Source organism: Amycolatopsis cynarae (assembly GCF_026802195.1).
Taxonomy (GTDB): domain Bacteria; phylum Actinomycetota; class Actinomycetes; order Mycobacteriales; family Pseudonocardiaceae; genus Amycolatopsis_E; species Amycolatopsis_E rhizosphaerae.
Genome location: NZ_CP113836.1, coordinates 4,015,696 through 4,028,417, shown reverse-complemented (window position 1 = coordinate 4,028,417; position 12,722 = coordinate 4,015,696). Strand labels below are relative to the sequence as shown.

The 12,722-nt window shown below is 70.5% G+C and carries 12 protein-coding genes; 6 read left to right on the top strand and 6 right to left on the bottom strand.

The window, feature by feature from the left end:
- Positions 1-12 precede the first annotated feature (12 nt).
- Positions 13-1,035, bottom strand: coding sequence for a globin domain-containing protein (locus tag ORV05_RS19205; protein ID WP_326938069.1), 1,023 nt, complete (start codon positions 1,033-1,035; stop codon positions 13-15).
- Positions 1,036-1,614: 579 nt separating this feature from the next.
- Complete coding sequence (locus ORV05_RS19200; protein WP_268440887.1) at positions 1,615-3,414, bottom strand: gamma-glutamyltransferase family protein; 1,800 nt, start codon at positions 3,412-3,414, stop codon at positions 1,615-1,617.
- 225 nt (positions 3,415-3,639) lie between these two features.
- On the opposite strand from ORV05_RS19200, the gene ORV05_RS19195 reads away from it, so the two are divergent.
- The 4 genes from ORV05_RS19195 (at position 3,640) to ORV05_RS19180 (ending at position 8,305) form a co-directional block, all read left to right on the top strand.
- The gene (locus ORV05_RS19195; RefSeq protein ID WP_268440885.1) at positions 3,640-4,764 is read left to right on the top strand and encodes a sugar ABC transporter substrate-binding protein; all 1,125 of its coding nucleotides are present in this window, start codon (positions 3,640-3,642) and stop codon (positions 4,762-4,764) included.
- Between the two features lie 86 nt (positions 4,765-4,850).
- Positions 4,851-5,624: an ATP-binding cassette domain-containing protein gene (locus ORV05_RS19190; RefSeq protein ID WP_268440883.1), complete on the top strand. Its 774-nt coding sequence runs from the start codon at positions 4,851-4,853 to the stop codon at positions 5,622-5,624.
- A gap of 13 nt (positions 5,625-5,637) precedes the next feature.
- Complete coding sequence (locus tag ORV05_RS19185) at positions 5,638-7,080, top strand: sugar ABC transporter permease (RefSeq protein ID WP_268440881.1); 1,443 nt, start codon at positions 5,638-5,640, stop codon at positions 7,078-7,080.
- A 46-nt stretch (positions 7,081-7,126) separates the two neighbouring features.
- The gene (locus ORV05_RS19180; protein ID WP_268440879.1) at positions 7,127-8,305 is read left to right on the top strand and encodes an ROK family transcriptional regulator; all 1,179 of its coding nucleotides are present in this window, start codon (positions 7,127-7,129) and stop codon (positions 8,303-8,305) included.
- Positions 8,306-8,325: 20 nt separating this feature from the next.
- Here ORV05_RS19180 and ORV05_RS19175 read toward each other — a convergent pair whose 3' ends face one another.
- Positions 8,326-8,541 carry a hypothetical protein gene (locus ORV05_RS19175; RefSeq protein ID WP_268440877.1) on the bottom strand — a complete coding sequence of 72 codons (216 nt, stop codon included), beginning with the start codon at positions 8,539-8,541 and terminating at the stop codon, positions 8,326-8,328.
- A gap of 190 nt (positions 8,542-8,731) precedes the next feature.
- Between ORV05_RS19175 and ORV05_RS19170 the strand changes: the two genes are divergently transcribed.
- Positions 8,732-9,136, top strand: a complete 405-nt coding sequence (locus tag ORV05_RS19170) for a DUF6098 family protein (RefSeq protein WP_268440875.1) — start codon at positions 8,732-8,734, stop codon at positions 9,134-9,136.
- 14 nt (positions 9,137-9,150) lie between these two features.
- Here ORV05_RS19170 and ORV05_RS19165 read toward each other — a convergent pair whose 3' ends face one another.
- Both ORV05_RS19165 and ORV05_RS19160 read right to left on the bottom strand, forming a co-directional pair.
- Positions 9,151-9,447 (bottom strand): MoaD/ThiS family protein, encoded by a 297-nt coding sequence (locus tag ORV05_RS19165; protein WP_268440873.1) that lies wholly within the window; start codon positions 9,445-9,447, stop codon positions 9,151-9,153.
- Positions 9,444-10,559, bottom strand: coding sequence for a WD40/YVTN/BNR-like repeat-containing protein (locus tag ORV05_RS19160; protein WP_268440871.1), 1,116 nt, complete (start codon positions 10,557-10,559; stop codon positions 9,444-9,446). The genes ORV05_RS19165 and ORV05_RS19160 overlap by 4 nt, the downstream gene beginning before the upstream one ends.
- Positions 10,560-10,697: 138 nt before the next feature.
- Between ORV05_RS19160 and ORV05_RS19155 the strand changes: the two genes are divergently transcribed.
- Positions 10,698-11,114: an archease gene (locus ORV05_RS19155; RefSeq protein WP_268440869.1), complete on the top strand. Its 417-nt coding sequence runs from the start codon at positions 10,698-10,700 to the stop codon at positions 11,112-11,114.
- Positions 11,115-11,158: 44 nt separating this feature from the next.
- Here the strand turns inward: ORV05_RS19155 and ORV05_RS19150 are convergent, their stop codons facing one another.
- Positions 11,159-12,283 carry a S1C family serine protease gene (locus ORV05_RS19150; RefSeq protein ID WP_268440867.1) on the bottom strand — a complete coding sequence of 375 codons (1,125 nt, stop codon included), beginning with the start codon at positions 12,281-12,283 and terminating at the stop codon, positions 11,159-11,161.
- Between the last annotated feature and the right edge of the window lie 439 nt (positions 12,284-12,722).

Here is a 12,722-nt window from a genome sequence, read left to right as displayed (position 1 = left end):
GCTGGAAAGTCCTTATCCCCTCTTCAGAACGCTCTGCACGTTCTCCGTCGGGCCCTGGTATCCGGAGAACTCCTCACAATGGATGCGTTCGGCGTCGATGCCGGCCGCCAGCACCATGTCGCGGGTGTCCGCGACCATCTCGGGTGAGCCGCAGACGTAGATCTCGTGCCCGTGCCACGGCCCGTGGCCCAGCGCGACCTGCCCGGCGAGACCGCGGGGCCCGGTGAAGCGGGGATCGTGGGACACGGCCGGGATCACGCGGACCCGCGGGACCGCCTGCGCGAAGGCCTGCAGGGAAGGCATGTCGTACAGCTCGTGCGCGCGGCGGGCGCCGACGAACAGGTGTGCCGTGCGGTGGAACCCTTCCTCGGCCACCTGGCCGAGCAGCGCCTTCAGCGGCGCGAGGCCGGTGCCGCCCGCGATGAGCACGATGTCCTGCTTGTGGTCCAGGGTCAGGCGGGCGCCCACCGGGGCGCCGAGCCGGAGCACGTCACCGGGCTGGATCGCCTGGACCAGTGCCGCGCTGACCGCACCGCCGTCGACCATCCGGACGTGGAACTCGATGACGCCGTCGTTGCGCGGGACGTTGGCGGGGGAGTAGTACCGCCAGATCCTCGGCCGCAGATGGGTTTCCACCGACACGCTCTGGCCGGGTGCGTAGTGCAGCGGGTGATCGGTCCGCACGGTGAGCACGGCGATCTCGGCCGTGCGCCGCTCGTGCCGGATGACCTCGGCGTTCCACCACGGCGGAGTGCTCTGCGTGCTGTCCCGCGCCGCGGTGGTCATCACCTCGGCGACCAGGGTGTAGGCGGCGGTCCAGTCGGCCGCGAGTTCCGGCGTCCATTCCTGGCCGAGGAAATGCGCCAGGGTGGTCAGCAGGGCCTGGCCCACCGCCGGGTAATGCTCCGGGGTGACGGCGAATTTCCGGTGGTCACGGCCCAGTTGCTGGAGAAAGGGCATCGCCTGGTCCAAATCGTCCACATGCGCGACGATCCGGCCGAGTGCGCTGACCAGTTTGTCCCGCTGGGCGGACATCCCGGCCGGAAACATTTCACGAACCGCGGGGTAGGTCAGAAACAAAGTCGAATAGAAGAAGAGTGGGACCTGACCACCGAACCGGGTCACACTTTCCCAGCTCTCCTTCAGTCTTGCCGTGTCCACCGCTCAGCGCACTCCCCGCGGTGAGCGGGATCCCGGACCGCGCGGTATCCCCATGATGACGCTTCCTCTCTGGCCGGGCGGAAAATGACGGGCCGAACAATAGCCCAGTGACAACCGGACGAAGCCGATAGACCATTCGGCCTAGTGAAGTGCCCCGCTTGCGGCAGCTTAATTCGTTCGTGATGTGTGTTCAAGGGGGCACGCGGGCGGAATCGGTGACGATTTCCCGGCCGGTCGCACGGTGCTGCTCACTGTCCGTGCAAGTCGAAATGCCGGAGAGTAGTTTACGCTAAAAGAATAAAACGAACATGAAATCGTCCGCGGCCCCTGCTACCGATAGCGGCTCCGTTCCGCTCGGTGATGCACCGCACACTTCCCGCAGTTCGTGTCCCACGCTGGTGCTGCCGCGAGGGGTCCCCTCACGGGAAAGAACGCCAGGGCTTCGGGCGGGGGTCAGCGGCCTGCGGCGTAGCCCTGCATGCCGCGAGGGTTCGCGGCGGCGGAGAGGATGCCCGTTTCCGGGTCCCGGGCCACCGCGCACAACCGCCCCTCCGACCACGGGTCGCCCACGGTGACCCGGTGCCCCCGGCGCCGGAGCCCGGCGATCACCCCCTCGCCGATCCGCGATTCCACCGTGACCGCGCCGGGGTCCATGGCGCGCGGGTAGAACGACCCCGGGAAGCTGTCCGTGTGCCAGTTCGGGGCGTCGATGGCGCCCTGCAGGTCCGGTCCGCCGCGGACCGGTTCGCGCAGGGCGACGGCGAGGAAGAAATGGGCGTTCCACTGGTCCTGCTGGTCTCCGCCGGGCGTGCCGAACGCCAGCACCGCCTGCCCGTCCCGCAGCGCCAGCGACGGGGTGAGCGTGGTGCGGGGCCGCTTGCCGGGGACGAGCGAGTTGGGCAGCCCCTCGTCGAGCCAGCACATCTGCAGGCGGGTCCCGAGCGGGAAGCCGAGTCCGGGCACCACCGGGTTCGACTGGAGCCAGCCACCGCTGGGGGTGGCGGCGATCAGGTTGCCCCACCGGTCCACCACGTCGAGGTGGCAGGTGTCCCCGCGGGTCGACCCGTCCCGCGCGACCGTGGGCTCGCCGGCGCCGGCGCCCGCGGGAGCCGTCGGCGAGACGCCTGAAACGACGAGTTCAGCCTGCCTGCTCAGCCGCGGAGTCCGCCCTCCGGGGCGCCCCGGGCGCAGTTCATGGGAGGCTCGCTCGCCGATGAGGGCCCGCCGCTCCGCGTTGTAACCGGGCGACAACAGCGCTTCCAGTGGGACGTCGGTGCTGTCGCCGTACCAGGCCTCCCGGTCGGCCATCGCGAGCTTCGTGCCCTCGATGAGGGTGTGGTAGTAGCCCGGGGTGGCGTAGTCCGCGGGGCCGAGGTCGTCCGGCAGCAGGGCGAGTTGCTGCAGGAACACCGGTCCCTGGCTCCACAGCCCGGGTTTGGCGATGGTCCAGCCCCGCCAGGTGAACGTGGCGGGTTCCTCGTAGCTCGCGGAAAACGAGGCGAGGTCGTCGGCGGTGAGGGTGCCCGCGTGCCGTTCCCCCGTCGTGTCCGTTGTGGACAGCGCGGCGGCTTTGGCGAGCGCTTCCGCGATGAAGCCTTCGCGCCAGACGCGCCGGGCCGCCTCGATCTGCGCTTCCCGGTCCGGGCCCGAACTCTCGGCCTCGGCGATCAGACGCCGCCAGGTTCCGGCGAGCGCCGGGTTCTTCAGCAGGGCTCCCGGTGCCGGGGACCGGCCGTGCGGCAGGTAGATCTCCGCTGAACTGGTCCATTCGGTCTCGAACAGTTCGCGCACCGCCTCCACGGTCGTGCCGATCCGTTCCACGGCGGGGTGGCCGTGCTCGGCGTACTCGATCGCGTAGCGCAGGACGTCGGCCAGTCGCCGGGTTCCGTGGTCCCGGAGCAGGAGCATCCAGGCGTCGAACGCGCCGGGGACCGCCGCGGCGAGCGGTCCGGTGCCGGGCACCAGATCCAGTCCCAGCGAGGTGTAGTGAGCCACGGTGGCGCCTGCCGGGGCCGGTCCCTGTCCGCACAGGACCGCCGGGGTGCCGCCCGCCGGGGCGAGGATGATCGGCACCTCCCCGGCGGGGCCGTTGAGGTGGGGTTCGACCACGTGCAGCACGAACGCGGCGGCGACCGCCGCGTCGAAGGCGTTGCCGCCGTCTTCGAGGACGGACATCGCCGTGGCGGAGGCGAGCCAGTGGGTGGACGACACCATGCCGAAGGTGCCCTGCAGCGTGGGACGGGTGGTGAACACGTTCGTGAGTATCGCCGGGGAGGGTGGCTGGCGTCCAAGACCTGCCCGGGTCCCGGACGTCGGCCGCCGGGGACCGCGGTTGTTACCGGAACGTGAACTGCGGCGCGTTCTTGATCGGTCAAGTCCTCTTCCCCGCACCCTGGTCGGGGACGTATGTTGTCGGCCACAACATTCGAATGTTGTGCACGACAACATTTCCTCCAGACCTGCTCACAAGGGGACGCAATGAAGCGGAGTAAGACCCTTGCCCTGCTCGCGGCGGGCGCCGGCGTCACGCTGGCCTTGACCGCCTGCGGGGCGAACAGCTCGAACGGCTCCGGCAACGGCGGCACGAACGCCGGAGGCAGCGGCTCCGGGCCGAAGGTCGGCGTGATCCTGCCGGAGACCGCGACCTCAGCCCGCTGGGCGGGTTTCGACCAGCCGATGCTGCAGGCCGCGCTGACCAAGGCGGGCCTCAACCCGATCATCGAGAACGCCCAGGGCGACAACCAGAAGTTCTCGCAGTACGCGGACAACATGCTCAGCCAGGGCGTGAAGGTCCTCATCATCGCCGCCCCCGACGGCGACGTGGGCGCCACCGTGGAGCGCAAGGCCAAGCAGCAGGGCGTGCCCGTCATCGACTACGACCGGCTCAACCTCGGCGGCAGCGCCGACTACTACGTCAGCTTCGACAACACCCGGGTCGGCGAACTCCAGGGCACCGCGCTCAAGGACGCGCTGGCGGGCAAGCCCGGCGCCCAGGTGATCGAGATCGAAGGATCGCCCACCGACAACAACGCCACCCTGTTCCACAACGGGCAGGAGAACATCGTCGGACCGCTCTACGCGTCCGGCGCGCTGAAGAAGGTCGCCAGCCAGGCCATCGACGGCTGGGACAACCAGAAGGGCGGCAACACCTTCGAGCAGTTGCTGTCGGCCAACGGCGGCAAGGTGGACGGCGTGCTCGCTTCCAACGACGGCCTCGCCGGTGCCATCATCACCGTGCTGCAGAAGAACGGCCTGGCGGGCAAGGTCCCGGTGACCGGGCAGGACGCCAGCGCCGCGGGCCTCAAGGCCATCCTGCAGGGCACCCAGTACTCGACGGTGTTCAAGCCGATCCAGCAGGAGGCCGACGCCGCCGCGCAGCTGGCCGCCGCGCTGATCAAGAACGACACCGCGACCGCCGACGGCATCGCCAAGGTGACCGCGAACGACCCCAAGGGCAACCGTACGGTGAAGTCCGTGCTGCTCACGCCGCAGTCGGTCACCAAGCAGAACGTCAAGATCGTGGTCGACCAGGGCTACGTCAAGGCCAGTGACATCTGCACCGACGACGCCGCCGCGGTCTGCGCCCAGCTCGGAATTTCGTAAGACAACCGCACCGCACGGGATGCCGGCCCGGTCCAGCGCCGGACGGCATCCCGCGCAGTGCCCCCGACGATGTGGAGGTTCCCGCGGTGAACGAGCCGATCCTCGCGCTGCGCGGTGTGAACAAGAGTTTCGGACCCGTCCACGTACTGCACGACGTGGATCTGTCGGTGCGGCCGGGTGAGGTGACCGCGCTCGTCGGCGACAACGGCGCCGGGAAGTCGACGCTGGTCAAGTGCATCGCCGGGATCCACGGGGTGGACAGCGGCGAGGTCCTCTTCGAGGGCAACCCGGTGCACATCCACAATCCCCGCGAGGCGGCGGCCCTGGGCATCGAGGTCGTCTACCAGGACCTCGCGCTCGCCGACAACCTGGACATCGTGCAGAACATGTTCCTGGGCCGGGAGCGCACCAAGGCGGGCCTGCTCGACGAGGCGTCCATGGAACTGGCCGCCCGCAAGACCCTGGCCTCGCTGTCGGTGCGCACCGTCAAGTCCGTGCGCACCCCCGTTTCGGCGCTGTCCGGCGGGCAGCGGCAGACCGTCGCCATCGCGAAGGCCGTGCTGTGGAACAGCAAGGTGGTGCTGCTCGACGAGCCCACCGCCGCACTGGGTGTGGCGCAGACCCGCCAGGTGCTCGACCTGGTGCGCCGCCTTGCCGAGCAGGGCCTGGGCGTAGTGCTGATCAGCCACAACATGAACGACGTGTTCGAGGTGGCCGACCGCATCGCGGTCCTCTACCTCGGCAGGCTGGCCGCGGATGTCGCGACCAAGGACGTCACCAACAACCAGGTGGTCGAGCTGATCACCGCCGGCCGGTCGGGCGATCTCGGCCTGGCCCGGCCCGAAGTCGCGGCCGTGTAGGCGAGGAAGAGACATGACTGAAACACCGACCAAGGCCGGGAAGCCCGGCGAGCCCTCGGCAGCCGAAAGCGCGATCGCGGACTTCGGCATCGACACCACTTCCCGCAGCACAGCCGAGGCGATCGGCGACTACTTCCGCCGTCTGCGCGGCGGTGAGCTCGGCGCGGTGCCAGCGCTGCTCGGCCTGCTGGTGCTCGTGCTGGTCTTCACCGGCCTGTCCGACACCTTCCTGACGCTGAACAACATCGCCAACCTGTTCGCGCAGGGCGGCGGCCAGACCATCATCGCGATGGGCATCGTCCCGGTCCTGCTGCTCGGCGAGATCGACCTGTCGGCGGGGACCGCCTCCGGTGTGGCGGCCTCGGTGCTGGCGCTGCACTTCACCCAGCACGGCAACCTGCTGGGTGCCATGGGCGACACGATGTTCTTCGGCTTCGTGATCGCGGCGGCGGTCTCGGCGCTGCTGTGCGGCCTGATGCGGATCTGGATCGGCATGGCGCTGTCCCTGGTCGCGATGCTGATCTTCCTGCTGGGCGTGGCGCCCAACGCCTGGGTCGAGATGCTGCTGGCGGTCTGCGTGGGCGCCGTGATCGGCGGGATCACCGGCGCGCTGGTGTCCAAGATCGGCATCCCGTCGTTCGTGGTGACGCTGGCGCTGTTCATCGCCTGGTACGGCGTGGTGCTGGCGCTGGTCGGGGAGGGCGGCACCATCCCCATCCGCGACAGCCAGGTGCTCTTCGACGTGGCCAACGGCAACCTGAACGTGCTGGGCAGCTGGATCCTGTTCGTGGTGGCCGGCGGTGGTTACGCGGTCGTGGTGCTGTTCCGCCATTTCTCGCGGCTCCGCAACGGCCTGGTCGCCCAGCCCACCACGCTGATCTCGATCAAGGTGGGCGCCGTGGTGGTGCTCGGCGCGGTGGCCACCTACCTGCTCACGCTCAACCGGTCGCCCAATCCGGACCGCACCACCATCCAGGGCGTGCCCTACGTGGTGCCGATCATCCTGGTGCTGCTGGTGGTGGGCACCTTCGTGCTCGACCGCACGCGGTACGGGCGGCACGTGTACGCGGTCGGCGGCAACCGGGAAGCGGCGCGGCGCGCGGGCGTCAAGGTGGACAAGATCCGGATGAGCGTGTTCGTCATCTGCTCGGCGGTGGCCGCCATCGGCGCGATCGTCTACAGCTCCAAGGTCGGTTCGGTGGACGGCAACGCGGGCAACGGCAACACCCTGCTGTTCGCGGTGGGCGCGGCGGTGATCGGCGGTACCTCGCTGTTCGGCGGGCGCGGCCGGATGCGGGACGCGGTCATCGGCGGCCTGGTGCTCACGACCGTCCAGAATGGTCTGGGCCTGCTCGGGTACAAGGCGGCCACAGTGAACATCATCACCGGGCTCGTGCTGCTGGTGGCCGCTACTGTGGACGCACTGTCCCGCAAGCGCGCCGCGGTAGCGCGCTGACGTCGGCCCGTGGCCCGGTGAGCAGAGCAGGAGCAGGGAAACCGAGGTGACGAGCACACCGACAGCCGGGGCTCGCCCGGACGACGTTCGTCGCCACAACCGTGCCGCCCTGCTGCGCCGGTTGCACGTCGACGGGCCCTCCACCCGGGCCAGCCTGGCCACCACGCTCGGGTTGAACCGCAGCACCATCAAGGCACTGGTGGACGGCCTGGCCGAGGACGGCGTGGTCGAAGAACGGGTGCCCGCCCAGCGCAGCGGGGCGGGCCGCCCGTCGCTGCTGGTGCTGCCGCAGCCGCAGGCGGCGGTGGTGCTGGCCATCGACATCCGGGTGGACCGGGCGGCGATGGCGCTGGTCGGCATCGGCGGTCAGATCCTCGGCCGGGACAGCTGGCGCCTGCGGGCGGGCAACCGGGAACCGGTCGAGGTGTTCACCCGGATCGTGGACTACTTCGCCCCGCTGGTCGCCGAGCAGCACGTCGCTCCGGTCGCGATCGGGCTGTCGGTGCCCGGCGTGGTCCGCCACACCGACGGCTTCGTGCACGAGGCGCCGAACCTGCACTGGACCGACGTCCCGTTCGGCGGCTGGCTGTCCCACTCGCTGAAACTGCCCGTTCACGTGGGCAATGACGCGGAGCTCGGCGCGCTCGCCGAGCACCTGCGCGGCGCCGCCCGCAACGCCGAGGACGTGGTCTACATCAGTGCGGACGTCGGCGTCGGCGGCGGGGTGATCTCCAACGGGGTGTCCATGCGCGGCGCGGGCGGCCACCACATCGGCGAGGTCGGGCACATGGTGGTGCGGCCCCGCGGGCGGCGCTGCTACTGCGGTTCCTACGGCTGCTGGGAGACCGAGGTGGGGGAGCGGGCCCTGTGCCGGGCGCTGGGGCTCGACGAGGAGTCGCCGATGGGCACCATCGTGGCCGAACTGCGGACCGTGACGGCAGGCGGCGACGAGGCACTGGCCCGGCTGGACGAGTTCGCCGAGTGGCTCGCGCTCGGCCTGGGCAACGTGGTAAATCTGCTGTGCCCGCAGCTCGTCGTCCTCGGGGACCTGTTCACCGCGCTGCCCCCGGTACTGGTCGAACGGGTCGAGCAGGTGGTGCGGGAGCGCAGCCTGGTCAGCCGTGCCGTGGGCGGCACCCGCGTGGTGACCTCTTCACTCGGTTCCGACGCGAAGCTGCTGGGCGCCGCCGAACTGGCCTTCGAAACCGTGCTCGCCGACTGGTGAGCCCCGGCGCACCCGCGGTTTCAGAGTTCGAGGGTGGCTTCGGCGGCGCAGGCCGCCCGGCAGGGCCATGGCTGGTCGCAGGCACGGCACCGCGTGCCGCCGCGAAGGTGGCGGGCCAGGGTCTGGACCGCGGTGTGCCGGTAGTGCTCCAGCAACTCTTCCCAGGAATCCCCGGACCGGGGTACGGGTCTTTCGCCGGTGTCCTCCGGCAGGCCCTTCAAGGGACTTTCCGACATGCGCTCTGACGTGCGCTCCGGCATGCGCTCTGACACTGCAATCACGACCTTTCGGCTGTCCCGGAGGGTTGGTCGGGGACTGGGACGCCGTGACGACATCGTAGAGCCGGGCGGCCACGCGCGGTGGTGGAATTCACAGAACATAACCCTTTCGGCGGTTAGGGAAGGTACCGGCGGGCACCCTTCGCCGGTGTTCACCGTGTACACCCTGGCCGAACTGGCCGAGCTGCTCAGCACGGAAAAGACGCTGTATGTGCGGTACTCGTCCGGTCCGGAGGCGGACGCGCAGCGGCAGAGCACGGATCACGAGAGCGGCCTGCCCCTGCCGGGGATTCCGGCGAACTCGCTGAACCCGCCCCGATGGTGGACGCTGCCCGCGGAGGACTGGCTGGCCCGGCGCGTCTGCCAGTACCTGCGGGAACTGCGCGAAGGCGCGCGGCCCTGGGCGCTGACCGGCCGGGAGGTCGACTTCGGGCCCGACAACGAGCCCCTGCTCGACGACGTTCACCCCGTCGCGTGGCTGGCTCCCGCTCTCTTGCACGAGGCGCGGGAGCGGTACCAGGGCAACCTCGACGCGGGCCGGGCCACGCACTGACCCCGGCCCTCCGCTCAGCCGCCCGCCATCGCGCCCACGACGAGGAACGGCTCGTGCCCGCTGACCACCGGTGCGGGCAGGGGCGTGTCCGGTGGCTCGTGGGAGAGGTCCTCTTCGCAGGCGAAGAACCGGACGAAGGCCCGGCGTTTCCTGCTGGTCCGGTCCCGGATCGTGCCCCGCAGCATCGGGTATCGCGCCTCCAGCGCGTCGAGCACCGCCTGGAGGGTGACTTCCCCGTCGAGTTCGAGGCGGACCTCACCGTCGATCCGGGCCAGGATCCGCAGGTGAGCCGGCAGCACGACCCGGATCATGGCAGCGTCTGCACCTCCACCGACAGCACGGCGGGCAGGTCCCGCACGATCGGCGCCCACGTGTTCCCGGCGTCGGGGGAGGCGTAGACCTGGCCGCCGGTGGTGCCGAAGTACACACCGCAGTCGTCCAGGGAATCCACCGCCATCGCGTCACGCAGGACGTTCACGTAGCAGTCACGCTGGGGCAGGCCCTCGGTGAGCGGTTCCCATTCCTCGCCGCCGCTGCGGCTGCGGTACACGCGCAGCCTGCCTTCGGGCGGGAAGTGCTCGTGGTCGCTCTTGATGGGCACCACGTAGACGGTGTCCGGATCGTGGGCGTGCACGTCGATGGCGAAGCCGAAGTCGGTGGGCAGGTCCCCGCTGATTTCCCGCCAGTGCTCCCCGGCGTCGTCGGAGCGCATCACGTCCCAGTGTTTCTGCATGTAGAGCGTGTCCGGGCGGGCCGGGTGCTGCGCGAGCCGGTGGACGCAGTGCCCGACCTCGGCGTCGGGATCCGGGATGCCCTGGGAGCGAAGGCCCTGGTTGATCGGCTGCCAGGTCTTGCCGGTGTCGTCGCTGCGGAAGGCGCCGGCGGCGGAGATGGCCACGAAGATCCGCGCGGGATCGGCCGGGTCCAGCTTGATCGTGTGCAGGCACATGCCCCCGGCCCCGGGCTGCCAGTGCGGCCCGGAGCCGTGGTTGCGCAGGCCCGGCAGTTCCTGCCAGGACGCGCCGCCGTCGACGGACCGGAACAGCGCGGCGTCCTCCACCCCCGCGTACACCAGATCCGGATCGGCCGGGGAGGGCTCGAAGTGCCACACCCGCGCGAATTCCCAGGGATGCGGCGTGCCGTCGTACCACTGGTGCGTGCCCGGCTGCCCCTCGTAGGTGAACTCGTTGCCCATGGGCCGCCAGGTGCGGCCGCCGTCGTCGGAGCGCTGGACGACCTGGCCGAACCAGGAGTTGGACTGCGAGGCGAACAACCGGTCCGGATCGGCCGGGGAGCCGGTGACGTGGTAGATCTCCCAGCCGCCGAAGTGGGGGCCGCTGATCTCCCACTCGCGGCGCTTGCCGTCCGAGGTCAGCACGAAGGCGCCCTTGCGCGTGCCGACCAGTACCCGTACGCCGGTCATCGCCACTCCTTTCGGAAACCTCCCCCCAACCTAGGCACCGCCCGGCAGGCCGTCTTCTCCAATCTTGCGCTTTCGGGGAGTCCGGGGGCGGGTATCCGGGCCGCATGCGTACCTCGCCGGACGTGGGGTGGTGACGGGATGACCGCCGGGCATCGCGCCCTTCCGCGCACCGCGGGCCTGAGGATCGAGGCCTGGGGGCCGACCAGGGAGGACTGCCTGGCCGAGGCGGCCCTGGCACTGGTGGAAAGCTTCGCCGTCGTCACCGGCCGGGCGCCCACCCGCACCATCAGCGCGGACCTGCTGGTCGGCACCGGGGAGGAGGCGCTGATCGCGCTGCTCGACGAGATCATCTACCGGCTCGACACCGAGGACGTGCTTCCGGTCGGGGTGCGGGTGCTGTGGAGTGACACCGGGGTCGAGGCGCGGCTGGCGGTGGTGGACCGGCGGGAGGCCGAGATCACCGGCCCGGCGCCGAAGGCGGTGGCGTGGCACGGCCTTCGCTTCGCCGAGGACGAGGCGGGCATCTGGCGCTGCCTCGCCACCATCGACCTGTGAAGCCGTGCCACGCCTCCCGTCACGTCACCGCGCTGGAGCCCGCGTCAGCCGACGGGGCCTTCGGCGAGGGTGACGGTGGCGCTGCGCTCGCGGCCGGCCTGGTTGAGCCAGCCCACACCGACCTTGTCGCCCGGGTGGAAGCGATCCATCAGGCCGGTCAGCGTGGAGGCCGAGTCGACGGCATGGCCGTCGAAGGTGGTGAGCGTGTCGCCCACGGCGATTCCCGCGTGTGCGGCCGGGCCGCCCGCGACGACCTGCTGGATCACCGCGCCCGAGATGGAGTCGCTGATCGCGACGCCGAGGAAGGCCGACTTCCCGAGGTGCACCGTTTCCGACGCCGCCCCGGACACGATCTGCCGGGCGACGCTCAGCGCCTGGTTGATGGGGATGGCATAGCCGATGCCGCCGCCTTCGCCGCCGGGCCCGCCGGTGGCGGCGGCGGTGGTCATGCCGATCACCCTGCCGGTGCCGCCTGCCAGCGCCCCGCCCGAGTCACCGGACTGGATGTTGGCGCTGACCTGGATCAGCCCGTTGAGCTGTTCGGTGTTGCCGGTGGACTCGTCGAGGGCGCTGACCGACTGGTTCAGTGCGCTCACCTTGCCGGGAGCGGGGACCGGCGTGCCCCCGGCGCCGCCCGCGTTGCCGAGCGCCACGATGGAGTCCCCGACCGCGACCCGGGACGAGTCGCCGAGGGGGACGGTGGCCAGCCCGGACGCGCCGTCCAGCCTGAGCACGGCGACGTCGCGGGTGCGGTCGTAGCCGATGACCGTGGCCCCGTAGGTCCTGCCGTTGCCCACGTCGGTCGCCCGGATGCTGGTGGCCCCGGCGACCACGTGGTTGTTGGTGAGTACTTCGCCGTTCGGGGTCAGCACCATGCCGGTACCCGCGGCCTGCTGGCCCCGGTAGCCGAGGGTGGTGTTGATGTTCACCAGGCCCGGATTGACCTTGTTGGCGATCGCCTGGGTGCTCAGCGGCGCCGCGACCTGCTGACCGGTGCCGCTGTGCTGCGCGAGGCTCAGCTGGGCATGGCCGGGAACGGACTGGGGCGTCGCGGCGACGAGGAAGGCGAATCCGAGCAGCACGGTCGCCAGGACCGCACCGAGCACGAGACCGAGCGTCCGGAGCGGCCGGGGCGAACCCGGCCGTGAGGGCGGCTGGTAATAGCTCATGGTTCCAGTGAACGCCCCACGGCCCGAAACCGCCTGCGCAGCTTTCGTGAAGCGGCCGGGAAGCGTCTTGGTCGTCACGCTGGGCTGTGGTGGCCGTACGCAGGGCACGAGGAGGGAGCACCACATTCGCTTCTCCGCGCCTGACGATCCGGACCGGACCCTTCACCCGGATGGGAGAAGTGAGGGGCGGCGGAGGGCGACGTCATGGTCCACGCCACTGCCGTCCGGGGACCCGATCGGGGATCTCTGTGGCGTGGGAGGGGGAGCGGGGCCGCGTCGCGCTACCACAAGGGGATTCGCGCCCGAAGCCTGTTCCGGCGTCCGGCCGCGACGCCGGTTTCACCGCGGAACACGAACGCACCCGGCAAGGGTGGCTTTTCCCGGCCCCCGGTTCTTCTTCTGGTGAGTGCGAGGCGTAGCACGAGCATCACGCCACCCT